General features: G+C 74.2%; 24 protein-coding genes and 1 pseudogene. 14 read left to right on the top strand and 11 right to left on the bottom strand.

Features of this window, described 5'->3' with window-relative positions:
• Positions 1–40: 40 nt before the first annotated feature.
• Positions 41–1,492: a glycoside hydrolase family 3 protein gene (locus BAW75_RS12280; protein ID WP_104113659.1), complete on the bottom strand. Its 1,452-nt coding sequence runs from the start codon at positions 1,490–1,492 to the stop codon at positions 41–43.
• 124 nt (positions 1,493–1,616) lie between these two features.
• Here BAW75_RS12280 and BAW75_RS12275 point away from each other — a divergent pair, with 124 nt between their 5' ends.
• A complete protein-coding gene (locus tag BAW75_RS12275) occupies positions 1,617–2,822 on the top strand; it encodes an ROK family transcriptional regulator (RefSeq protein WP_069087605.1) in 1,206 nt (401 codons plus the stop codon).
• 85 nt (positions 2,823–2,907) lie between these two features.
• Here the strand turns inward: BAW75_RS12275 and BAW75_RS12270 are convergent, their stop codons facing one another.
• Both BAW75_RS12270 and BAW75_RS12265 read right to left on the bottom strand, forming a co-directional pair.
• Positions 2,908–3,918: an ABC transporter permease subunit gene (locus BAW75_RS12270; protein ID WP_043326085.1), complete on the bottom strand. Its 1,011-nt coding sequence runs from the start codon at positions 3,916–3,918 to the stop codon at positions 2,908–2,910.
• Entirely contained in the window at positions 3,915–4,925 is a 1,011-nt protein-coding gene (locus tag BAW75_RS12265; protein WP_043326083.1) for an ABC transporter ATP-binding protein, read from the bottom strand. The genes BAW75_RS12270 and BAW75_RS12265 overlap by 4 nt, the downstream gene beginning before the upstream one ends.
• Positions 4,926–5,057: 132 nt before the next feature.
• On the opposite strand from BAW75_RS12265, the gene BAW75_RS12260 reads away from it, so the two are divergent.
• Together BAW75_RS12260 and BAW75_RS12255 are read left to right on the top strand one after the other, a co-directional pair.
• Positions 5,058–5,897, top strand: a complete 840-nt coding sequence (locus BAW75_RS12260) for an ABC transporter ATP-binding protein (RefSeq protein ID WP_104113658.1) — start codon at positions 5,058–5,060, stop codon at positions 5,895–5,897.
• Between the two features lie 17 nt (positions 5,898–5,914).
• Positions 5,915–6,812: pseudogene (locus BAW75_RS12255) on the top strand (ribokinase).
• 45 nt (positions 6,813–6,857) lie between these two features.
• On the opposite strand, the gene BAW75_RS12250 reads toward BAW75_RS12255, so the two are convergent.
• Positions 6,858–7,622, bottom strand: a complete 765-nt coding sequence (locus tag BAW75_RS12250) for a hypothetical protein (protein WP_104113657.1) — start codon at positions 7,620–7,622, stop codon at positions 6,858–6,860.
• Positions 7,623–7,716: 94 nt separating this feature from the next.
• On the opposite strand from BAW75_RS12250, the gene BAW75_RS12245 reads away from it, so the two are divergent.
• Positions 7,717–9,192: an alpha/beta fold hydrolase gene (locus BAW75_RS12245; protein WP_104113656.1), complete on the top strand. Its 1,476-nt coding sequence runs from the start codon at positions 7,717–7,719 to the stop codon at positions 9,190–9,192.
• 15 nt (positions 9,193–9,207) lie between these two features.
• Here the strand turns inward: BAW75_RS12245 and BAW75_RS12240 are convergent, their stop codons facing one another.
• Complete coding sequence (locus BAW75_RS12240; protein WP_064446971.1) at positions 9,208–9,690, bottom strand: DUF6232 family protein; 483 nt, start codon at positions 9,688–9,690, stop codon at positions 9,208–9,210.
• Between the two features lie 88 nt (positions 9,691–9,778).
• Entirely contained in the window at positions 9,779–10,297 is a 519-nt protein-coding gene (locus BAW75_RS12235) for a DUF6232 family protein (RefSeq protein ID WP_104113655.1), read from the bottom strand.
• Between the two features lie 130 nt (positions 10,298–10,427).
• On the opposite strand from BAW75_RS12235, the gene BAW75_RS12230 reads away from it, so the two are divergent.
• Both BAW75_RS12230 and BAW75_RS12225 read left to right on the top strand, forming a co-directional pair.
• Positions 10,428–11,201 carry an enoyl-CoA hydratase-related protein gene (locus tag BAW75_RS12230; RefSeq protein WP_104113654.1) on the top strand — a complete coding sequence of 258 codons (774 nt, stop codon included), beginning with the start codon at positions 10,428–10,430 and terminating at the stop codon, positions 11,199–11,201.
• A gap of 70 nt (positions 11,202–11,271) precedes the next feature.
• A complete protein-coding gene (locus tag BAW75_RS12225) occupies positions 11,272–12,894 on the top strand; it encodes an acetolactate synthase (RefSeq protein WP_104113653.1) in 1,623 nt (540 codons plus the stop codon).
• Positions 12,895–12,949: 55 nt separating this feature from the next.
• On the opposite strand, the gene BAW75_RS12220 is transcribed toward BAW75_RS12225, so the two are convergent.
• The 3 genes from BAW75_RS12220 to BAW75_RS12210 are packed head-to-tail and all read right to left on the bottom strand — an operon-like array spanning position 12,950 to position 14,054.
• Positions 12,950–13,345 (bottom strand): PLD nuclease N-terminal domain-containing protein, encoded by a 396-nt coding sequence (locus BAW75_RS12220; RefSeq protein WP_030500922.1) that lies wholly within the window; start codon positions 13,343–13,345, stop codon positions 12,950–12,952.
• Positions 13,346–13,371: 26 nt separating this feature from the next.
• The gene (locus BAW75_RS12215) at positions 13,372–13,671 is read right to left on the bottom strand and encodes a DUF202 domain-containing protein (protein ID WP_104113652.1); all 300 of its coding nucleotides are present in this window, start codon (positions 13,669–13,671) and stop codon (positions 13,372–13,374) included.
• Positions 13,668–14,054, bottom strand: a complete 387-nt coding sequence (locus tag BAW75_RS12210; protein ID WP_030500920.1) for a YidH family protein — start codon at positions 14,052–14,054, stop codon at positions 13,668–13,670. Before BAW75_RS12210 ends, BAW75_RS12215 begins: the two co-directional genes overlap by 4 nt.
• A gap of 41 nt (positions 14,055–14,095) precedes the next feature.
• On the opposite strand from BAW75_RS12210, the gene BAW75_RS12205 reads away from it, so the two are divergent.
• The 4 genes from BAW75_RS12205 to BAW75_RS12190 all read left to right on the top strand — a co-directional run bounded on the left by BAW75_RS12205 (position 14,096) and on the right by BAW75_RS12190 (position 17,229).
• Positions 14,096–14,893, top strand: a complete 798-nt coding sequence (locus BAW75_RS12205; protein WP_043326068.1) for a GNAT family N-acetyltransferase — start codon at positions 14,096–14,098, stop codon at positions 14,891–14,893.
• 2 nt (positions 14,894–14,895) lie between these two features.
• Positions 14,896–15,300, top strand: a complete 405-nt coding sequence (locus BAW75_RS12200) for a hypothetical protein (protein WP_030500918.1) — start codon at positions 14,896–14,898, stop codon at positions 15,298–15,300.
• A gap of 177 nt (positions 15,301–15,477) precedes the next feature.
• Entirely contained in the window at positions 15,478–16,257 is a 780-nt protein-coding gene (locus BAW75_RS12195; RefSeq protein ID WP_104113651.1) for an electron transfer flavoprotein subunit beta/FixA family protein, read from the top strand.
• 12 nt (positions 16,258–16,269) lie between these two features.
• Positions 16,270–17,229 carry an electron transfer flavoprotein subunit alpha/FixB family protein gene (locus BAW75_RS12190; RefSeq protein WP_104113650.1) on the top strand — a complete coding sequence of 320 codons (960 nt, stop codon included), beginning with the start codon at positions 16,270–16,272 and terminating at the stop codon, positions 17,227–17,229.
• A gap of 95 nt (positions 17,230–17,324) precedes the next feature.
• Here BAW75_RS12190 and BAW75_RS12185 read toward each other — a convergent pair whose 3' ends face one another.
• Entirely contained in the window at positions 17,325–18,098 is a 774-nt protein-coding gene (locus BAW75_RS12185; protein WP_104113649.1) for an anti-sigma factor, read from the bottom strand.
• Positions 18,052–18,657, bottom strand: a complete 606-nt coding sequence (locus BAW75_RS12180) for an RNA polymerase sigma factor (RefSeq protein WP_013284457.1) — start codon at positions 18,655–18,657, stop codon at positions 18,052–18,054. Before BAW75_RS12180 ends, BAW75_RS12185 begins: the two co-directional genes overlap by 47 nt.
• 240 nt (positions 18,658–18,897) lie before the next feature.
• Between BAW75_RS12180 and BAW75_RS12175 the strand changes: the two genes are divergently transcribed.
• The 4 genes from BAW75_RS12175 to mnmA all read left to right on the top strand — a co-directional run bounded on the left by BAW75_RS12175 (position 18,898) and on the right by mnmA (position 22,781).
• Positions 18,898–19,731 (top strand): DUF4397 domain-containing protein, encoded by an 834-nt coding sequence (locus BAW75_RS12175; protein ID WP_069087611.1) that lies wholly within the window; start codon positions 18,898–18,900, stop codon positions 19,729–19,731.
• The gene (locus BAW75_RS12170) at positions 19,728–20,393 is read left to right on the top strand and encodes a class F sortase (RefSeq protein WP_104113648.1); all 666 of its coding nucleotides are present in this window, start codon (positions 19,728–19,730) and stop codon (positions 20,391–20,393) included. Before BAW75_RS12175 ends, BAW75_RS12170 begins: the two co-directional genes overlap by 4 nt.
• Positions 20,394–20,491: 98 nt before the next feature.
• Positions 20,492–21,667 (top strand): cysteine desulfurase family protein, encoded by a 1,176-nt coding sequence (locus tag BAW75_RS12165; protein WP_064446977.1) that lies wholly within the window; start codon positions 20,492–20,494, stop codon positions 21,665–21,667.
• Between the two features lie 37 nt (positions 21,668–21,704).
• Positions 21,705–22,781, top strand: coding sequence for a tRNA 2-thiouridine(34) synthase MnmA (mnmA, locus tag BAW75_RS12160; protein ID WP_013284461.1), 1,077 nt, complete (start codon positions 21,705–21,707; stop codon positions 22,779–22,781).
• Positions 22,782–22,783 lie beyond the last annotated feature (2 nt).

Below are 22,783 nucleotides of genomic sequence, written 5' to 3'. Positions count from 1 at the left end.
GCGTACGACAGATTTTGAACGTGTTCAAGATAGGCGTGGATCAGCCGGTCAGGCCCAGCGTCTGCGCGGCGGCGCGGCCGTTGGCGTGGCTGGCGCCGTGGGTGGCGACGAACGCGCGCGCGCCAGCCGGCCGCCACGCGCCCGGCCAGCCCATCTCGACCACTGTCACCTGATGCGTGGCGGCCAGCGCCTCGACCAGCTCCCGCGCGCCGGGCAGCCGGTGCAGGTGTCGCCCGACCAGCACGACCGGCCGGTCCCCGGCGAGCCGCCGCAGCTTCTCCGGGTCGGTCTCGCCCGCCACCGCGCGGGCCTGCTCGATCCCGGCGGCCAGGTGCGGGCCGAGCCCCCACGGCACCCGCCCCTCGGCGACGGTGGAGGTGGCGTGCACCTGCACCACCAGGGGTGCGGCGGCGCGGGTGAGGTCGCCCTCGACCCGTACCGCCCGCAGCGCGGCGGCGTAGCCGAGGCCGTCGGTGGCGGGCGGCGGGGCGTCGGCGGGGCCGGTGACGGCGAGCGCGGCGGTCCGGCCGGCCGCCTCCTCGACCCGCTCGCGCGCCAGCCGCCCGTCGCCGATCGCCGCGACGATCTCGGCGGCGACCGACTCGACCAGCTCGGCGTCGACCCGGGCGCCGATGCAGAGCAGGTCCGCGCCGGCCGCCAGCGCCCGGACCGCGCCCGTGCCGACCCCGCCGGCGGCGAGCACCGCGCCCTTCATCTCCAGCGCGTCGGTGACTACCGCGCCGGTGAAGCCGTACTCGACGCGCAGCAGGTCGTGCAGGACCGCGCGGCTGAACGTGGCCGGGCCGTCGCCGGTCAGTGCCGGCACCCGGATGTGCGCGGTCATCACCGCGCGGACGCCCGCGTCGACCACCGCGGCGAACGGCGGCAGGTCCCGTTCCCGCAGGACGGCCGGCGGCACGTCGACTGTGGGCAGCTCGTGGTGGGAGTCGGCGACTGTGGCGCCGTGCCCGGGGAAGTGCTTGGCGCAGGCGGCCACGCCCGTCGACTGGAGGCCGGCGACGGCGGCGGCCGAGTGGACCGCCACCCGCTTCGGGTCGGCGCCGAACGAGCGGGTGCCGATGACCGGGTTCTCGTCGGCGGTGTTCACGTCGACGGTGGGTGCCAGGTCGAGCGTGACGCCGAGCGCGGCCAGCTCGGCGCCGATCGCCGCGTACACCTCGCGGGTCAGCGCGGGGTCGTCGACGGTGCCGAGCGCGGCGTTGCCCGGGTACGGGCTGCCGGTGGCGTGGGCCAGTCGGGTGACGTCGCCGCCCTCCTCGTCGATCGCGACGATCACGTCGGGGCGGCCGGCGCGCAGCGCCGCCGTGGACGCCGCGACCTGGGCCGGGTCGTGGATGTTGGTGCCGAACAGGGTGTGCCCGGCGAGCCCGTCGGCGAGCAGGTCGACCGCCCAGTCCGGCGGGACCGGACCCGGGTACGCGGCCAGCAGCGTGCCCAGCGCGAGCCGCCGGAGTCCTGGATCCTGACCCACGAGTATCCCCTTTCCCTGCCGGGTCGTCCGACCTTCGCGGATCGGGGCGGCCGATACGCTAACGGACGCCCCTCGGCAGGCGTTTTGTGGTTAGAAAACCTTACTGAAAATTGAGGACGACGGCATGAGTGCGACCCGGCTGCCCGGTACCCCCCGACTCCTGCGGGCGCTCAACGATCGTGCGGCGCTGGAGCTGCTGCTCGAACGCGGCCCGCTGACCCGGGCCCGGATCGGTGAGCTGACCGGGCTGTCCAAGGTCACCGCGTCCCAGCTCGTCGAACGGCTGGAGGAGCGCGGCCTGGTCGCCCGGGTCGGCGAGCAGGCCGGCGGGCGGGGCCCGAACGCCCAGCTCTACGCCGTCCGGCCGGGCAGCGCGTACGTGGTGGGCGTGGACGTCGGCGCGGAGCGGGTGGTGGCGGCCTGCGCCGACATCACCGGCACGGTGGCCGGCCGGGTCGAGCAGTCCACGAAGGACACCGACGACCCGGTCGGGGTGGTGCACAACGCGGTGGTCCAGGCGGCCAGCAGCGCCGGGGCGGAGCTGTCCGCCGTCCGGCGCGTCGTGCTCGGCACCCCCGGCCTGGTGGACCCGCAGACCGGCGACATCACCTTCGCGTTCAACCTGCCGCGGTGGCACAGCGGCCTGCTCGCCGCGCTGCGCGAGGACCTGGACACCCCGGTCGTGTTCGAGAACGACGTGAACCTCGCCGCGGTGGCCGAGGCGCAGTCCGGCGCGGCCCAGGGCACTTCCGACTTCGTGCTGGTCTGGGTGGACGCCGGCGTCGGCCTGGCGATCATGCTGGGCGGGCGGCTGCACCACGGCAGCAGCGGCGCGGCCGGCGAGATCGGCTACCTGCCGGTGCCCGGCGCGCCCATCCCGCGCGACGTGTCCAAGCGGGCCAAGCCGGCATTCCAGCAGCTCGTCGGCGCCGACGCGGTACGCGCGGTGGCCGCCGAGCACGGCTTCGCCACCCCGAAGGCGGCGGAGCAGGGCGTCGCGGCGGCCCGGGCGGCCGAGGTGGTACGCGCGGCGATCGCGGCCGGCACCGCCGGTGGGCCGATGCTGGACGAGCTGGCCCGCCGGCTGGCGCTCGGCGTGGCGAGCACCTGCGTGGTGCTGGACCCGCCGCTGGTGGTGCTCGCCGGCGCGGTCGGGCAGGCGGGCGGGGCGGCGCTGGCCGAGCGGGTGCAGCACGAGGTCGCCGCGATCACGCTCGTCCGGCCCCGGGTGGTGACCACCGGGCTGACCGAGGAGCCGATCCTGCGCGGCGCGCTGCGTACCGCGCTGGACGCGGTGCGCGACGAGGTGTTCGGCTCGACGGTCGGCTGACCGCGTCGTGCGCCCTGACGCCATGTGAAGGAATCCTTCATCATGGCGTCAGGGTTCGCAAGGAGTTGCCGGGCCTGCCCTTCCGTCACATCAGGTCGCGGCGGCGGAACACCGTGAACGCCGCGGCCACGAGCGCGCCGGTGAGCCCGAGCAGCACCACCAGACCCGACGGCCAGGTCACCGTGTACGAACCGTCGCAGTAGCCGGAGATCCCGGGGCCGCAGGCGTTGCCGTCCCAGAGCCGCACCTCACCGGAGAGCCAGGCCGCCAGATAGCTGGACAGCATGTACCGGTCCGGCCGGCCCACCTGGAGGATCTGGAACACCAGCCGTGCCCCCAGCTCCCACACCACCACGTACGCGGCCACCGCGCCGAGCGCCGCCGACGTCAGCCGGCCCAGCGTGGCGACGGCGAAGCCGAGCGCCGCGGCGAGCAGCACCAGCACCAGGCCGCGCCCCCAGATCGCGGCGAGCGACGGCCAGAAGTCGCCACCGGTCCGCCCCACCAGACCGGACGCCTGGCCGATCAACCAGAACGCCCCGAGGTACGCCACCGAGGCCAGCACCGACAGGCCGACCAGCCCGCCCAGCAGCGTGCCCAGCTTCGCGGCGAGCACCGTCGACCGCCGGGGCCGCCACAGCAGCAGGTTGACCACCCCGCCCGAGTTCAGGTCGGCCCCGATGTACGAGGCGCCGACCAGGAACCCGAACAGCGTCAGGAACGCGATCAGGAAGTAGAGCAGCGGCTCGGCCTCCTTGGCGAAGACGAAGACACCGCTGAGGTAGTCGGCCGCGGTCGGCAGCTCGTCGAGCTGGGCCGGGTCGATCTGGGCGCAGTCGCGCGGCAGGTAGTCGTTCTCGGCCGGCGGGAGCGAGCCCTCCCGGATCCGCAGGCAGCGGTCGTACGTCATCTCCATCTCGCGGACGCTCTCCGCCGCCTGCGCCTGCGCGCGGCTCAGCTCCGCCGGGCTGGGCCGGTGCGAACCGGCGAGCGTGGTCACCACCGTCACCGCGAAGGCGGCAGCCAGCAGCACCACCATGAGCTGCACGAAGCGCCGGGCGGCCAGCCGCTCCAGCTCGGCACGGACCAGGTTCACGCGTCCACCTCCCGGCTCTCCCGGACGTCGAGGTCGATCACTCCGTCGCTCGGCGGCGCGCCGTCGACCTGCCGCGGCACCTCCACGCCCATGTGCTCGTGGTCGCCGGTAAGTTCCAGGAAGACGCTTTCCAGGTCCGGCCGCAGCGGGACCAGCTCGCGTACCCACACGCCCTGCTCGCCGAGCGTCCGGCTGATCGTCTCCGGATCCTCCACGCCGGTCACCACCAGGTGGTCCGGCCCGGCCGTCACCGACAGACCGGCCCGGCCCAGCAGGTCACCGGCCTGCTCCGGGTCGGCCACCCGCACCCGCCACTGGTGCTGGTCGAAGCCGGCCAGCACCTCCTCCACCGGCCCGTACGCGACCCGCCGCCCCCGGCTGACGATCGTCACGTGGTCGCAGATCAACTGGATCTCGGCCAGGATGTGGCTGGAGAGCAGCACCGTCACCCCGGCCTCGGCGAGCGACCGGGTCAGGTCGCGCATCTCCCGGATGCCGGCCGGGTCCAGCCCGTTCGCCGGCTCGTCCAGGATCAGCAGCTCCGGGTTCTTCAGCAGGGCCGAGGCGACCGCCAGCCGCTGCTTCATGCCCAGCGAGTAACCCTTGACCCGCTCGTGGCCCCGGTCCCGCAGCCCGACCTGCTCCAGCACCTCGTCCACCCGGACGGTCGGCACGCCACCGGCCACGGCCAGCAGCCGCAGCGTCCGGTGCGCGGTGAAGTTGGCGAAGAACTGCGGGCTCTCCACGATCGCGCCGACCCGGCCGGCCACGTCCGGCAGGCGCTCGGGTGAATCGGCGCCCAGCACGCGCATCCGCCCGGCGTCCGGCCGGACCAGCCCGAGCAGCGCACGCAGCGTGGTGGTCTTGCCGGACCCGTTCGGCCCGAGGAAACCGTGCACCTGACCCGCTTCGACCAGCATGTCGAAGCCGTCGACGGCGACCCGGCGCCCCTGACGCAGCGAGTGGAACGTCTTGCGGAGGCCGGCGATCTCGATGACCGCGCTCATCCGCGCGCCTTCCGGCAGCGGTCGGGCATGGGTGTCCTTCCGGAAGCGGTGACCAACGACACGGCGCCCCACCCTATGGTGGCGACGCCTCCCGTGGGGGGCACCGTGCCGGATGCGTGATTGGATGGTGCGGTGACTGGTGACCTGATCCCCGGCGCCCCGGGCGCCCCCGCCCCCTCGACCGTGGACGCGGATCTGGTGGTCAGCCTCGACGGGGTCGGCGTCAAGCGTTCCGGCACGGCGCTGGTGCACGACGTCGACTGGCGGGTCGAGCTGGACGAACGGTGGGTGGTGCTCGGGCCGAACGGCGCGGGCAAGACGACACTGCTCAACCTGGCCTCCGGCCGGCTGTACCCGACCAACGGCGTCGCCCACGTGCTCGGCGAGCGCATCGGCCGCACCGACGTCAACGAGCTGCGTACCCGCATCGGCCTGTCCACCGCGACGCTCGCCGAGCGGATCCCCGCCGACGAGCGCGTCACCGACGTGGTGGTGACCGCCGCCTGGTCGGTGGTGGGCCGCTGGCGGGAGAGCTACGACCGCACCGACGAGGCGCGCGCCGCCGCGCTGCCGCCGCAGCTCGGTGTCGGGCACCTCGCCGACCGCGCGTACGGCACGCTGTCCGAGGGCGAGCGCAAGCGGGTGCAGATCGCCCGCGCCCTGATGACCGACCCGGAGCTGCTGCTGCTCGACGAGCCGGCCGCCGGGCTCGATCTGGGCGCGCGCGAGGACCTGGTGGCCCGGCTGGCCGAGCTGGCGTACGACCCGGACGCGCCGGCGATGGTGCTGGTCACCCATCACGTCGAGGAGATCCCGCCGGGCTTCACGCACGCGCTGCTGCTGCGCGAGGGCGGCGTGGTGGCGCAGGGCCTGCTCGGCGACGTGCTCACCGCCGACAACCTGTCGAAGACGTTCGGCCTGCCGCTGGTGGTCACGCGGTCCGGCGACCGCTGGGCCGCACGCGCCGCCTGAGCGACGGGACGGACACCGTGCCGCAGACCCGGATCGCCGTCGTCGGCAGCGCCAACATGGACCTGGTCGGCATCGGCGCGGCGCTGCCCCGCCCGGGTGAGACGGTGCTGGGCAGCGACTTCGTCATGCTGCCCGGCGGCAAGGGCGCCAACCAGGCCGTCGCCGCGGTACGCGCCGGCGCCTCCTGCGTCTTCCTCGGCGCGATCGGCTCGGACTCGTTCGGCGTGACGCTGCGGGCCCGGATGACAGCGGCCGGCGTGGACACCGGCCACCTGCGCGTGGTCTACGGCCCGTCCGGCGTCGCCCTGGTCATGGTCGGCGGCGCGGGGGGAGAACGCCATCCTGGTCACGCCGGGCGCGAACGCCGCGTTCACGTCGCCGACCGCCGACGAGCTTTCCGCCGTACGCGATGCGGACGTGCTGGTCGCGCAGCTGGAGGTGCCGGTCGAGACGGTGACCGAGGCGGCGCTCGCGGCCCGGTCGGCGGGCACCCGGGTGGTGCTCAACGCCGCGCCGGCCCGGCCGGTGCCGGCCGAGCTGCTGGCGGCCACCGACCTGCTCGTGGTGAACGAGCCGGAGGCGCAGGCGCTGACCGGTCGCGGCCGGGACGAGCCGGCGGCGCTGCTGGATCTGGTGCCCCGGGCGGTGCTCACGCTCGGCGGCGACGGCGCCTGGTACGTCGACCGGGAGCGGCCGGCGACGCACGTGCCGGCGGTGCCGGTGGACGTGGTCGACTCGACCGCCGCCGGCGACGCGTTCACCGCCGCGCTCGCCGTGGCCTGGGGTGAGGGGCGGGACCTGGCCGACGCGGTGCGCTGGGCGGCGGCCGCGGGTGCGGCGTGCGTACGCAAGCTCGGCGCCTCGGTTGCGCTGCCCCATCGCGCGGAGATCGACGAGCTGTTCGCCGACTGTTAAGAAGGGCCCCTTTCACTACCGGAGGCGTTAACAAGGGGCCCTTCCTTACACCTCGTCGGTGAGGCGTTCGCCGCGTCGGCGCAGCATGCCGAGCCCGGGGATGCCGGCGACCGCGAGCTTGAGGTCGCGGGTGACGTCCAGCAGGTCGTGCAGGTCCGGGCCGACCCGGTCCAGCGTGGCCAGGATCGGCAGCACGTCCGAGGTGAGGTGGTCCTTGAGCTTCGGCAACTCGTCCACGAGACGGATCGCTGCGGTCACCTCCTCCGGGCTGAGCTGCTCCACGAAACGCGCCGCCATCGGCGCGGCCCGGCGCAGCGTCGACTCGTACGCGGCCAGCAGCTCGTTCGCGACGCCGGTGGCCTTCTCGGCGGTGGCGAGGGTGCCCGCCGCCCGCGCGGTCACCGTCTCCGCCTCGGTCACCACACCGGCCGCGCTGCGGGCCACCCGGTCCGCCTCGCCGACCACGGTGGCCGCCGCCGCGGAAACCTGCTGCGCCTCGCCGACCACCACCGTCGCCGCGGCGGCCACCTCGGTCGCCGTGTCGATCGCCGCGGTCGCGGCGGCACTGATCACCGCCACCTCGCGGACCGCCGTCTCGGCGTCGGCCAGCACCCGGTCGGTGCGGTCGAGCGTGCCCTCGATCCGGTCCACCACTCCGTCGATCCGCCGGACCAGCGCCTCCACCTGGTCGAGGACGGCGAAGGCGCGAGCGGGTACCGAGGCCATCGTGGCGGCGGAGCCGAGCGCCTGGTCCACTGCGGTACGGGTGAGGCCGAGCAGGGCGCCGGGCCGGGGGAGAGGGATCGCCATGGCATCCAGTGTGCGGCGTCGCGGCCAGTGCCGCCCGGCGGCAGCCGGGCGGCGAAGGTCACGCCGGGCCGCCGACGCGGCGTAGGGTGCCGGCATGCCCACCCCCGGCCCGGCGTCGCGGCGAACGCTCGCCTGCGGCGTGGTCGCGCTGCTCGCCGTCGTCCTCGGCGCCCTGCTCCTGGTCCGCGCCGACGCCGGGCTGAGCACCGCGCGGGCGACGGTGGCCGGGGTGCCGCTGACCGAGGTACGTGCCGACGGCGGGGCCGGTGACCTGCGGCCCGGGGTGGTGATCGCGCACGGCTTCGCCGGGTCGGCCCGGCTGATGCGGCCGCTGGCCGACTCGGTGGCCCGCCAGGGCGGCGTCGCGGTGCTGCTCGACTTCGCCGGGCACGGCGCCAGCGGGTCCCGGCTGCCCGGCGCCGGGCGGGACGACGAACGCGCCCGGGCGCGGCTGCGGCACGACCTGGACGTGGCGGTCGGGTGGCTGCGCGGGCGTCCCGGCGTCGACAGGGACCGGATCGTCCTGGTCGGGCACTCGATGGGCGCCGGCGCTGTCGTCCGGTACGCGGTGGCGCATCCGGAGATCGACCGGACGGTGGCGATCTCGCTGCCCGACGGCGGTGACGTGCCGGCCGGCTGGCCGGGGAACCTGACGCTGGTGGTGGGCGGGCTGGAGTTCGCCGGCTTCCGCCAGGCCGTCGACGAGGCGACCCGGGACGCGCCACCGGGTTCCCGGACGCGGGTGGTGGCGCCCGGCGTCGAGCACGTGTCGGTGCTGTTCGCGCCGCGTACCCACGCCGCGGTGCTCGACGCGCTCCCGGGCCGTACCGGCGGGCCGGAGCCGTCCCCGCTGACCCGGCCGGGCGGCGCCGGGCTGCTGCTGGCCGGGCTCGCGCTGGGTTTCGTGCCGCTTGCGGCCCTGCTGCCGCGCCGGACGCGGCCGGGCGCGGGCGGTCCGCGTACCGGCTGGTGGCTGGCCGCGACGGTGCCGGCGGCCGGGCTGGGCGCGGTGTCCGCCGCGCTGCTGCCGACCACCCGCCTGCCGCTCGCCGTGGGCGGATACGTCGCCGTGTTCCTGCTGCTCACCGGCGTGCTGCTGGCCGCCGCGGCACGCTACGCGCGCCCCGGTGGGACACCGCCGACCGCGAGCGGCGTCCGGTCCGCGGTGGTCGCTGTCGCGTTCCTCGGGTACGCGGTGCTCGCCGTCGCGCTGCCGCTTCATCTCGGGCTCACCTCGACCGTGCCGGTCGGGGCACGGTGGTGGCTGCTGCCCCTGGTGGCGTTCTGCTGCCTGGTGTTCCTGCTCGGCGCCGAGCGGCTCGCGGGCGGCGACGGCCTCCGCTACGCGGCCACCGGCGGCATCGCCGTGCTGGTGCTGGCCGCCGCGGCGGTGCTCGGCCTGGCGCCCGGGTTCGTGCTGCTGGTGGTGCCGCTGTTCGCCGCGCTGGTGGCCTGGCAGGCGGCCTGGGCCGCGGTGTTGCGCCGCCGGGCCGCGCCGTGGTGGCTCGCGCCGCTGCTCGGGGCGGTGCTGCTGGCCTGGCCGATCGCGACCACGCTGCCGCTGGCCTGACCGGCGCCGGTCGGCTCAGCGCCGGTCGGTCTGCTGTTCCACGGCACGTTGCACGGCCCGGTAGATCTGCCCGAAGCGCAGCGCGTCGGGCGTGCGGACCAGCATCGTCTCCCGGCCGTGGTGCTGCACCCACAGTTCGTGCACCCGGTTGCCACGCTCGTAGGAGCGGTCCAGCCAGCCGAGCGGCACCTCCAGGAACGGAGTGAGCGCCAGGCCGATCACCACGAACGCGGCCAGGATGATCAGGGCCAGTTTCCACTCGCCGCGGTCCTGCGCCGACCAGGCGAGGGAGAGCACGCAGACCACGGCGACGAGGGGTGGCAGCGACAGCAGCAGGACCAGCACCCCGCGTCCCAGCACCCGTCCCCGGACCGCGAGGGTGGTGGCGCCGCGCTCGTGCCAGACGTACGTGACGTCGGCGAGCGCGACGACCCGACCACCCGCGTGGATCGCGTCCGAGGTGACCTGCACCGCGTCGTCCCGGTAATAGAGGGCCATGAATCAGCCTAACCGCGTGTGTCGACACCGGACGGTCGAGCGTCGGTAGGGTGACGGTATGGCGGGCGGGGCCGGGCGAACAGGACGCCTACGGCCTGTTGCGCGGGCTGGGCCTGCTGCCGGACGAGCCGATCACGTTCTGGCCGGGCGCGGCCGGCAGGCTCTCCATGGCCCGCTGCACCGCCCGGTAGATCTGGCCGAAGCGCATCGCGTCCCGGGTGTGCAGCAGCCGCACCGGACGGCCCCGCCAGTCGGCCCACATCTCCATCTCCCGGCTGCCCCGGGCGTAGGAGCGGTCCAGGTACTCGAAGAGGAAGTCGGCCACCGGCCCGACGGCCAGGCCGATCAGCACCGAGATCCCGACGATGGCGATGGTGACCACCGCCGAGCGTTGCAGCCACACGGCCAGCCCGATACCCAGCACGGCGGTGACCAGCGGCCCGGCGATCGCGGCCCCGATCGCGCCGCGTCCGGCGAGCACCCGCCACGAGCGTTCGCCCCGCCGGTGCCACACGGAGGTCAGTTCGGCGAGCGGGTAGCTGCGCCCGTCTACCCGTACCGTGGTGGAGGTGACCTGGACGGACCGGTCGTCGAAGTAGGTGATCATGGCTCACTCCCGGTGGCGGGGCGGCGGCGACTCCGGCGGCTACCTGGGGAGTCGCCGACACCACACTGTCTACCCCAACGAGGCGAGCCGTAAGGTTGGCACGCGACTTCGACGAGGAAGTGAGGGCAGCGTGGGCGAGTTCGTCAAGCTGGAATCCAAGGACGGCATCGGCACCATCCGGCTGGAGCGGCCGCCGATGAACGCGCTCAACACCCAGGTGCAGGAGGAGTTGCGCGTCGCCGCGGCGGCGGCCACCGCCGACGCCGAGGTCCGCGCCGTCATCGTGTACGGCGGCGAGAAGGTCTTCGCGGCCGGCGCGGACATCAAGGAGATGGCCGACATGTCCTACGTGGACATGGCGGAGCGCGCGGCCGACCTGTCCAGCGCGCTCGGCGCGATCTCCCGTATCCCCAAGCCGGTCGTGGCCGCGATCACCGGGTACGCGCTCGGTGGCGGCTGCGAGCTGGCGCTGGCCTGCGACTGGCGGATCGTGGCCGAGGACGCCAAGCTCGGCCAGCCGGAGATCAAGCTCGGCATCATCCCGGGCGCGGGCGGCACGCAGCGGCTGGCCCGACTGGTCGGCCCGGCCCGCGCCAAGGACCTGATCATGACGGGTCGGATGGTCGACGCCGCCGAGGCGCTGCGGATCGGCCTGGCCGACCAGGTGGTGCCGGCCGCGGAGGTCTACGACGCCGCGGTGGCGTACGTGAAGCCGTTCCTGACCGGGCCGGCGCAGGCGCTGCGGGCGGCGAAGGCGGCCGTCGACGCGGGTCTGGACATGGACCTCACCTCGGGCCTGGCCTGGGAGAGTCAGCTCTTCGCGGCGCTGTTCGCCACCGACGACCGGCGCGAGGGCATGACCGCGTTCGTGGAGAAGCGCAAGCCGGGCTTCACCGGCCGCTGACGCGAGAGCTGTTCACATCTGCGCTACCGGCCAGTAGCGTGACCCCGGTCGGTCGATGAAGGGGAATGGCATGACGGAACGGGTCGAGGGCCACGGCGGCGATCTGGCGCTCGCGGCACTGCGCGCGCACGGCGTACGGGAGATGTTCACGCTCTCCGGCGGGCACGTCTTCCCGCTCTACGACGCCGCCCACAAGGCGGGCTTCCCCCTCTACGACGTGCGGCACGAGCAGTCCGCCGTGTTCGCCGCCGAGGCGGTGGCCAAGCTCCAGCGCCGCCCCGGCCTGGCCGTGCTCACCGCCGGCCCCGGCGTCACCAACGGCGTCTCCGGCCTGACCAGCGCGTTCTTCAACGCCTCGCCGGTGCTGGTGCTCGGCGGGCGGGCCCCGCAGTTCCGCTGGGGCTCGGGCAGCCTCCAGGAGATGGACCACCTGCCGCTGGTCGCGCCGGTGACCAAGCACGCCGAGACGGTGTTCAGCGCCGACGACATCCCGCGCGCGGTGTCGGCGGCGCTGACCACCGCGCTCACCCCGCACCGCGGCCCGGTGTTCCTGGACTTCCCGCTGGAGGCGGTCTTCTCGGTCGGTGACGCCGACCTGCCGGCGGTCACGCCGCCGGCGCCGATCGAGCCGGACCCGGACGAGGTCGCGAAGGCGGCCCGCCTGATCGCCGGCGCGTCCCGGCCGGTGATCATCGCCGGCTCCGACGTGTACGCGGGCGACGCCGTCGAGGCGCTGCGTGCCGCCGCCGAGGCGCTGCGGGTGCCGGTGTTCACGAACGGGATGGGCCGGGGCGCGCTGCCGCCGGAGCACCCGCTCGCGTTCGCCAAGGCCCGCCGGGTCGCGCTCAAGGGCGCCGACGTGGTCGTGGTGATCGGCACCCCGCTGGACTTCCGGCTCTCCTTCGGCGACTTCGGCGACGCCCAGGTCGTGCACGTGGTGGACGCGCCCAGCCAGCGGGCCGGGCACGTGCAGCCGGCCGCCGCGCCCGCCGGTGACCTGCGGCTGATCCTCGGCGCGTTCGCCGACCACACCGGTGACCGGGCCGACCACGCCGACTGGATCGCCGAGCTGCGTACCGCCGAGGACGCGGCGAAGGCCCGCGACGCCGAGGAGATGGCCGCCGAGAGCGACCCGATCCGCCCGGCCCGCGTCTACGGCGAGCTGCGCAAGGTGCTCGCCCCGGACGCGGTCACCATCGGCGACGGCGGCGACTTCGTGTCGTACGCCGGGCGCTACCTGGAGCCGGCCCAGCCCGGCACCTGGCTCGACCCCGGCCCGTACGGGTGCCTCGGCACCGGCATGGGCTACGCGATGGGCGCCCGGATCAGCCACCCGGACCGGCAGATCTGCGTGCTGATGGGCGACGGCGCGGCCGGCTTCTCGCTGATGGACGTGGAGTCGCTGGTCCGGCAGAAGCTGCCGGTGGTGATCGTGGTCGGCAACAACGGCATCTGGGGGCTGGAGAAGCACCCGATGCGGGCGATGTACGGCTACGACGTGGCCGCCGACCTCCAGCCCGGGCTGCGCTACGACAAGGTGGTCGAGGCGCTCGGAGGCGGGGGCGAGACGGTGGAGAAGGCGGCCGACCTCGGGCCCGCGCTGGGGCGCGCGTTCGACTCGGGCGTGCCGTACCTGGTGAACGTGCTGACCGACCCGGCTGACGCGTACCCCCGGTCGTCGAACCTGGCCTGACCACGGCGCGTGCGGGCCGTCCGCCGGGTGACCGGCGGGCGGCCCGCGGCGCGTGTCAGACCTCGGGGCGGTCGCGGTCGTCCGGGCGGCGCAGCTCCTCCTCGCGGCGGCGCAGGTCCTCCTCCCACAGCCGCAGCCGTTCCTGGTCCTCGCGGCGGGACCGCTCGTCGAGCGAGGCGAGGAACTCCGGGTCGTCGTCCGGGGCGAGCGGGCGACCGGCCGGGGCGGCGGGCCGGGCCGCGCCGGTGACGCCGGTGGTTCCGGCCGGGCGCTCGCGGCCCACCAGGAACCAGGCGATCGAGCCGACCAGCGGGAAGAACAGAATGATCAGCACCCAGATCATCCGGGGCAGCGCCTTGACCTTCTCCTCGTCGGCGGAGAGGCAACTGATCAGCGCGACGACCGCGAGGACGATCTGAACCAGGAAGAGCAGCACGTAGAGGCGGGCCATGCCCCATGATGGCTCACCCGCGCACGTCAGCGCACCCCGCCCAGCACGTGCGCCACGCCGAGCACCGCAAGTCCGGCCGCCCCGATCGCGGTCAGCGGCACCGACCAGCTGTCGAACCGCCGCGGCCCTGCGCCGGTGGCCCGGTGCCACGTCACCACGAGCACGGCGAGCCAGACCAGGAGCGCTGCTCCGGTCAGCAGCGCGTCGACGACCCGGCCGGTGAACGCCAGCCGGAGCTGCAGCAGCAGCACCGCGGTCAGCGTGAGCAGCGTCCGCCGCCAGGCCAGCCGGGTGCGTTCGGGTTGCAGGCCGGGGTCGCGGGTCATCCCGCGCCACCCAGCAGCACGGCGGCCACCAGCAGCAGCGCGCCGATCGCGACGATCAGCGCCAGCACGGCCGGGAAGCGGGACGCGGGCAGTTCCTCGTCCAGCCGCATGGCCCGTTCGGTGCGCGCCCAGTGGTCGACCGCCCGGATCGAGACGGTCGCGCCGAGCAGCAGCAGCGCGATCGCGAGCGCCTCGCGCAGGTGGGCCAGGCGCAGCGGCGGGAGGAACTGCGCGGCGGCCAGGCCGCCCGCCACCAGCGCCAGGCCGGTACGCAGCCAGGCCAGGAACGTCCGTTCGTTCGCCAGCGAGAAGCGGTAGTCCGGCGGGTTGCCGACCGAACGCAGCTCACGCGGGTCGAACCAGTTCTTGATCGACTCCCACACGCTGCCGATTATCCGCTTTGCCCCGCGCCTAGCCTGGGGGGATGACCGATCTTGACGCGCGTGAGCTGCGCGCCGCCTACGACGCACAGATCCGACCGGAGCTGCCGGACCCGCTGCCGGACGGGGTGACGGTGGAGCGCGACGGCCCGCTGTTCCGCGTGCTCGGCCTCGACCACCGTGGCTTCCTCACCTACCGGACGCTGGACGGCCTGGCCGGCGCCGAGCTGGACGCGCTGATCGCCCGGCAGGTCGAGGTCTTCCGGGCCCGGGGCGAGTCGGTCGAGTGGAAGCTCGCCGGTCACGACGAGCCGGCCGACCTGGGCGACCGGCTGCGCGCCGCCGGCTTCGTGCCGGAGGACCAGGAGACCGTGGTGGTCGGGCCGGTCGCGCCGCTCGCCGCCGCCGTTCCGGTGCTCCCCGAGGGGGTACGCCTGCGCGAGGTCACCAGCCGGGCCGACCTGGAGCGCATCGCCGCCATGGAGGAGGAGGTCTGGCGGGAGGACCGCAGCCACCTGGTGTACGGGCTGGCCCGGGAGGTCGAGGCCGATCCGCAGTCGATCACGATCGTGGTGGCCGAGGCCGGGGAGACGGTGGTCAGCGCCGGCTGGATCCGCTACCAGCGCGGCACCGGCTTCGCCAGCCTCTGGGGCGGCTCGACGCTGCCGCAGTGGCGCAAGAAGGGCATCTACCGGGCGCTCGTGGCGTACCGGGCGCGGCTGGCGCAGCAGCGCGGCAAGACGCTGCTGCAGGTGGACTGCTCGCCGGACAGCCGGCCCATCCTGGAGCGGCTCGGACTCGTTGCGGTCACCACCTCCACGCCGTACGTCTACACTCCGTGATCATGGAACGGTTGACGGCGGACGAGCGGCTCACCCTGAAGACCGGTGCGTTCGGCGCGGTCTTCCTGGTCTCCAACGCCGTACCCGGGGTGCTGGCGATGGTGCGGGAGAGCTTCGCCGCGTCCGGCGCGCTCGCCGAGGTGGGGGGCGTGGTCAAGGAGGCGCTCACCACCGGCCCGCTGCCGCAGCTGCCCCGGGACTCGGCCCTGGAGGTCGAGTCCGTGGTGCTGCCCGCGCTGGGCCGGTCGATGGAGATCCTCCGGGCCAAGTCGCCCGCCGACGCCGAGACGTACCGGTCGGTGGTGCTGGCCGCCGCGGAGCGGGTGGCGCAGGCGCACCGGGGGATCGAGCCCGCCGAGGCGGCGGCGATCGAGAAGATCACGCAGGCGCTGGCCGGATCGGTCTGATGCCGGTGACCTGCGTCACTGCGGGCGGCCGGGGCCGTCATGCTACTTGCGGGTAACATTGCGCTCGTGGGGAAGTGCACAGCTGCCCGCGGTTGACCCACGTTCCGTCACGCGGGAGGCTGCGCCCGTGACCGGGCGAGTGATCGCTACACCAAACAGGAGGGTCGTCGAAGCGCGATGAATATCGTCGTACTCGTCAAGCAGGTGCCTGATTCGGGCGCGGACCGCAGCCTGCGTTCTGACGACAACACCGTCGACCGCGGTTCGGCGAACAACGTGATCAATGAGATGGACGAGTACGCCATCGAAGAGGCGTTGAAGATCAAGGAAGCGCATGGTGGTGAGGTCACGGTCCTGACGATGGGTCCGGACCGGGCGACCGAGTCGATCCGTAAGGCGCTGTCGATGGGTCCGGACAAGGCTGTGCATGTGGTGGATGACGCGCTGCACGGTTCCTGCGCGGTGGCCACCTCGAAGGTCCTCGCCGCCGCGCTCGGGCAGTTGGGCGCCGATCTGGTCCTGTGCGGTGCGGAGTCGACCGACGGGCGGGTGCAGGTGATGCCGCACATGATCGCCGAGCGGCTGGGTGTGGCCGCGCTGACCGGCGCGCGCAAGCTGACCGTGGACGGCTCGGCCCTGACGGTGGAGCGGCAGACCGAGGAGGGCTACGAGGTGGTGACCGCCTCGACCCCGGCTGTGGTCTCCGTCTGGGACACGATCAACGAGCCGCGGTACCCGTCGTTCAAGGGGATCATGGCGGCGAAGAAGAAGCCGGTGCAGACGCTCTCCCTGGCCGATGTGGGCGTGGCCCCGGCCGAGGTGGGCTTCGACGGCGCGACCAGCGCGGTGGTGGAGCACTCGAAGCGTCCGCCGCGTTCCGGCGGGGAGAAGATCACCGACGAGGGCGAGGGCGGCGTGAAGCTGGTCGAGTTCCTCGCCTCCGAGAAGTTCGTGTGAGAGGTCGCTGACATGTCTGAGGTTCTCGTCGTCGTCGAAGCCACCCGGGAGTTCGGCGTCAAGAAGGTCACCCTGGAGATGCTCACCCTCGCCCGTGAGCTGGGCACCCCGAGCGCGGTCGTGCTCGGTGGCGCCGGCGCCGCCGAGGCGCTGAGCGGCAAGCTTGGCGAGTACGGCGCGGAGAAGATCTACGCGGCCGAGGGTGAGGAGATCGACGGCTACCTGGTGGCCCCCAAGGCGACTGTGGTCGCCGACCTCGTCGCGCGGGTGCAGCCGGCGGCGGTGCTGCTGGCTTCGTCGCAGGAGGGCAAGGAGATCGCCGCGCGGCTGGCGGTGAAGCTGGACAACGGCATCCTGACCGACGTGGTCGGCCTGGCCGCCGACGGCACCGCGACCCAGGTGGCGTTCGCCGGGTCCACGATCGTGAAGGCGAAGGTCACCAAGGGTCTGCCGCTGGTCACCGTCCGGCCGAACTCGCTGAACCCGGCCCCGGCCGCGGCCAGCCCGGCGGTGGAGCAGCTCACCGTGTCGGTCACCGACACCGACAAGCTCGCCAAGGTCGTCGAGCGGGTCGCCGAGCAGAAGGGCTCCCGCCCCGAGCTGACCGAGGCCTCGGTGGTCGTGTCCGGCGGTCGCGGTGTCGGTAACGCGGACAACTTCAAGCTGGTCGAGGAGATCGCCGACCTGCTCGGCGGCGCGGTCGGCGCGTCCCGCGCGGCAGTCGACTCCGGCTACTACCCGCACCAGTTCCAGGTCGGCCAGACCGGCAAGACCGTCTCTCCGCAGCTGTATGTCGCCCTCGGTATCTCCGGGGCGATCCAGCACCGGGCCGGCATGCAGACCTCGAAGACCATCGTCGCGGTCAACAAGGACGCCGAAGCGCCGATCTTCGAACTCGCCGACTACGGCGTGGTCGGCGACCTGTTCAAGGTCGTCCCCCAGGCCGCCGAGGAGATCCGCAAGCGCAAGTGAGCGTCGCGTGAAAAGGCCGCCGCCCGGTGCACCGGGCGGCGGCCTTTCTCGTAGGGAGCTGATCGGCGGGCCGGGGAGCTGAGCCGGCCCGCCGATCAGCCCGTCAGGGTGCCCCTCAGCAGGCTGTCGCCGGAGTGGCCGGTCTTGTTGTCGTACTGCTCCGCGCTGACGTCGACAACGGTGTAGGTGCGCAGGTCGACGTTCGGGGGGATCGGCAGCAGCGCGTCCCCCGAACCGTTGCTCAGCGTACCCACGGAGAACATCTTCATCGTGTTCGGATCGATCAGCCAGACCTCGTAGTACCCCGGAACGCTCGGGAGATTCGCCACGTGCAGATGCAATCGATTGTCACCGAGCACCCGGGCGTCGCCGGAGGCGTCCTTCGGCGTCGAGCCGAAGGCGGTGAGCGGCGCGCTGGCCACCACCGGCGGCTCGGGGTCGGCCGGCTCGCCACCGCCGCCGCCGAGCACCGCGGCCGTGCCGGCCACGCCGATCACCGCGGCGGCGGTGGCGGTGACCGCCGTGGTCGCCCACCCCGGCCAGCGCCGGCTCCGCCGCGGACGACGTGCCACCACGGGTACGGCAGCCGGCTCCACCGGGTCGGCCGGGCGCGGCAGGCGCCGCTCGGTCAACGCCGGCAGCTCCTCGGCGGCCCGGATCTCGGCCACGATGCCCTGCCAGATGTGCTCCGGCGGGTCGGGCAGCTCCGCCAGGCCCTGCGTGCCCGCGCCGAGCCCGGCGACGTGCTGGAGCGTCTCCATCTCGCCCCGGCAGTGGTCGCAGGTGCCCAGATGGGTGGCCTCGCCGTCAGCCGCCTCGCTCTCACCGAGCGCCAGAAAGACCAGCCGGTCGTGGTCCAGGTGCTGCACCGTCCACCTCCCATCTGCGTTTCAGGCTCTGCATGCCGCGTCTGATGTGACTCTTGACGGTGCCGAGCGGCACTCCGGTCACCGCCGCGATCTGCTGATGTGTCAGGTCGTCGTAGAACGCCAGCTCCAGCATCCGGCGCTGCTCGTCGGGGAGCCGGGCCAGCTCGTCGGCGACCACCAGCCGGTCGACCACCGTGTCCGGGTCGGGGCCGGTGGAGACCGGTTCCGGCAGTTGCTTCACCGTCTCGACCACCCGGGTCTCCCGGGCCGAGGCCCGGATCCGGTCGACCACCTTGCGCCGCCCGATTCCGAGCAGCCAGCCGACCAGTGAGCCTTTCGCCGGGTCGAACGTCTCCCGGCCGAGCCAGGCGGCGACGAACGTCGCCTGGGTCACGTCCTCGGCGTCACTGCGGTTCACGAGCGTCGTGGTGGCCAGGTGCAGCACCGCCCGCCCGTACCTGTCGTACGCCTCTCGCAGGGCCGCCTCGTCGCCGTCGCGGAACCGGGTGGCGAGGTCGTCCTCGCCCGGCGGTTCGGGGCCCTGCCTGGCCGCCGTCACCGGGCGGCTCGCCTTCCGTGGGGCATGCCCGACTGTAACTCCCACAGCCCCCGCCCCACTCTCCCGGTGTGTCCGTCACGACCCTCGTCACCTCTCCTTCGTCGCCGGAGGCTCCGGCGGATGCGCCCGGAGACCGGAAAAAGAAATCGGATCCGGGCGCATCCGGGGGCCACGGAGCCGGCGTAACCCGTTCTGCAAGCCAGGCCTGACGAATCAGCATGAACTACCAGGAGGCAGACAATGCAGTACGCGATGTTCCGTCGGGTCGCCGCGGGCGGCGCGGTGGCCGCCCTCACCTTCGCCGGCGTCGGCGCCGCCACCATGAGCCCGGCCTACGCCGCCTCGTCGAAGGTCTCCGTGGTCCACGGCATTCCGGACACCCCGGTCGACGTGTACGTCAACGGCGAGAAGACGCTGAACAACTTCAAGCCGGGCGACGTGGCCGGCCCGCTCACCCTGCCCGAGGGGGAGTACGACATCGCCCTGACCAAGCCCGGTGAGGCGATCGACAAGGCGATCCTGAAGGTGGACGACGCCGCGGTGCCGGGCGGGGCGAACATCAGCCTCGCCGCGCACCTGAGCGCCGACGGCAACCCGCAGATCACGCCGTTCGTCAACGACGTGTCCAAGGTGGGCGCCGGCAAGGCCCGGCTGATCGTCCGGCACACCGCGGCAGCCCCGGCCGTCGACGTGCGGGCCGGCGGCAAGCCGGTCTTCGAGGACCTGACCAACCCGAAGGAGGCCAAGGCGGACGTGGCCGCCGGCTCGGTGAAGGCGGACGTGGTGCTCGCCGGCACCGACACCGTCGCCATCGGCCCGGCCGACCTGAACCTCAAGGAGGGCACCGCCACCATCGTCTACGCGATCGGCTCGGCCGAGGCGAAGAACCTGAGCGTGGTCGCCCAGACCATCACCGGCCTGCACTCGGCTCCGGGCGGCGTGCCCAGCGGCACCGGCGGCCAGGCCGGCACCGGCGTGGACACCTGGTGGTACGTGCTGGCCGGGGCCGGCGTGCTGCTCCTGGTCGGCGGCGGTGCGCGGGTGGCGGCAACCGCCCGGGCCGGTCGCCGGTGACGGTGCGCAACCGCGGGGCGCTGGCGGCGATGGCCGCCGGCGCCGCCGCGCTCACCCTGGCGGGCGTGGTGGCGTGCGGATCCGAGCCCGCCGAGGACGTCGGCGGCGACGAGGTGACGGCCCTGGCCAGTGCCACTCCCACGCCGGCCCCGGCGGCGACCGGCGGCGGTTCGGTTCCGGTGAACCCGGGCACGCTGCCCGCCGGCAGTGAGATCGTGCCGCCGGTGAAGCTCAGCATCCCGCCGATCCGGGTCACCGCCACCGTCAATCCGGTGGGTGTCAACGAGCGCACCGACGAGTTCGAGGTCCCGCCCAGCGTGGACCAGGTCGGCTGGTACCGCTACGGCCCGGGCCTGGAGACCGACGCCGGCTCGGTGGTGATCGCCGGGCACGTGGACAGCGCCGAGCAGGGCAAGGGCGCGTTCTTCCGCCTGCGCGAGCTGCGCCAGGGGGACAAGCTCACCGCCACCGGCTCGGACGGCCGCGAACGCTCCTACCGGGTGGTGGCCCGGGAGGAGTACCGGAAGTCGAAGATCCCGCTGGAGCGGTACTTCGCCCGCGACGGCAAGCCCCGGCTCACGCTGATCACCTGCGGCGGGCCGTTCGACGCGAAGACCCGCAGCTACCGGGACAACATCGTGATCACGGCGGTTCCCGCGTGATCGCGGCCGTTCGGTCGTGAGCGGGCCGGACCGCCCCGGGTGGGACGGGGCGGTCCGGCCCCCGGTCGCGGGTTCGCAGGCCGTTAGGCTGAACGGTGATGGCATACCTTGATCATGCGGCGACGACCCCGATGCTGGACGAGGCACTCGAGGCGTACGTCGCGACCGCCCGCGAGGTGGGGAACGCGTCGTCGCTGCACGCGGCGGGCCGCCGTGCCCGGCGGCGGGTGGAGGAGTCCCGCGAGCGGGTGGCCGCCGCGCTCGGCGCCCGGCCCTCCGAGGTGATCTTCACCGGTGGCGGGACGGAGAGCGACAACCTCGCCGTGAAGGGCGTGTTCTGGGCCCGTCGCGCGGCCCGGGCCGACCGGGTCCGGGTGGTCTCCAGCTCGGTCGAGCACCACGCCGTACTGGACGCGGTGGACTGGCTGGTCGAGCACGAGGGCGCCCAGGCCGGTCTCCTTCCGGTCGACGCGGTCGGCCGGCTCGACCCGGAGCGGTTGCGCGCCGAGCTGGCCGAGCACGGCGAGCGCGTCGCGGTGGTCACCGCCATGTGGGCGAACAACGAGGTGGGCACCGTCCAGCCGGTCGCCGAGCTGGCCGCCGTCGCCGCCGAGCACGGGGTGCCGTTCCACACCGACGCCATCCAGGCGGTCGGGCAGGTGCCTGTCGACTTCGCCGCCAGCGGCGTGTCCGCGCTCACCGTGACCGGGCACAAGCTCGGCGGGCCGACCGGCGTGGGCGCGCTGCTGCTGGCCCGCGACGTGGCCGCCACCCCGCTGCTGCACGGCGGCGGCCAGGAGCGCGACGTCCGCTCCGGCACGCTGGACACCGCCGGCATCGTCGCGTTCGCGGTCGCCGTCGAGGCCGCGGTGAAGGGCCAGCAGGAGTACGCGGCCCGCGTCGCCGCGCTCCGCGACGAACTGGTCGAGCGGGTCCGGCAGGCGGTCCCCGAGGTGATCTTCAACGGGGACCCGGCCGACCGGCTCCCCGGCAACGCGCACTTCTCCTTCCCCGGCTGCGAGGGGGACGCGCTGCTGCTGCTCCTGGACGCCCAGGGCATCGCCTGCTCCACCGGGTCGGCCTGCTCGGCCGGGGTGGCCCAGCCCTCGCACGTGCTGCTGGCCATGGGCGCGGACGACGACCGGGCCCGGTCCTCGCTGCGCTTCACGCTCGGGCACACCAGCACCGGCGCGGACGTGGACGCGCTGATCGCCGCGCTGCCCGCCGCTGTGGAGCGGGCCCGCCGCGCGGCCGCCCTCCGTACGCCCCGCTGACCCGGATACGCTCGGTGAGGACGAGGGGAGTGGGCCGGTGAGGGTTCTGGCGGCGATGTCGGGCGGGGTGGACTCCGCCGTCGCGGCGGCGCGGGCGGTGGAGGCCGGGCACGACGTGACGGGCGTGCACCTGGCACTGGCCCGCAACCCGCAGACCTACCGCACCGGGGCCCGGGGCTGCTGCACGCTGGAGGACTCCCGGGACGCCCGGCGCGCCGCCGACGTGCTCGGCATCCCGTTCTACGTGTGGGACATGGCCGACCGGTTCCACGACGACGTGGTGGACGACTTCGTGGCCGAGTACGCCGCCGGGCGTACCCCGAATCCCTGCCTGCGCTGCAACGAGAAGATCAAGTTTGCCGCGGTGCTGGACCGGGCCGTGGCCCTGGGCTTCGACGCCGTGGTGACCGGCCACCACGCCCGGCTCGGCGCGGACGGCCTGCTGCGGCGCAGCGTCGACGCGGCCAAGGACCAGTCGTACGTGCTGGCGGTGCTGACCCGCGCGCAGCTCGACCGGTCGATCTTCCCGCTCGGCGACTCGACCAAGGCCGAGGTGCGCGCGGAGGCCGCCCGGCGCGGTCTCGCGGTGGCCGACAAGCCGGACTCGCACGACATCTGCTTCATCGCCGACGGCGACACCCGCGGCTTCCTCGCCGAGCGGCTCGGCGAGGCGCCCGGCCAGGTGGTGGACGCGCTCACCGGCGCGGTGGTGGGCAGCCACAGCGGCGCCTACCAGTACACCGTCGGGCAGCGGCGCGGCCTGCACCTCGACCGTCCGGCGCCGGACGGCCGGCCCCGCTACGTGCTGTCCATCACCCCGACCACCAACACGGTGACGGTCGGCCCGGCCGAGGCGCTGGAGGTCTCCGACGTACGCGCGACCCGCCCGGTGTGGACCGGCGGGCCGCGCCCGGACGGGCCGGTCGAGTGCGAGGTGCAGCTGCGGGCGCACGGCGACGTGGTGCCGGCCGCCGTCGAGGTGGACGCGGACGGCCTGCGCGCGTCGTTGCGCCGCCCGGTCCGGGGTGTCGCCGCCGGCCAGGCGATCGTGGCCTACCGGCCGGACCCGGCCGGCGACGTGGTCCTCGGCTCCGCCACCATCACCGCCGCCTGACC

The organism is Micromonospora chalcea, assembly GCF_002926165.1.
Lineage (GTDB): Bacteria > Actinomycetota > Actinomycetes > Mycobacteriales > Micromonosporaceae > Micromonospora > Micromonospora chalcea.
This window is presented reverse-complemented; position numbering and strand designations above follow the sequence as displayed.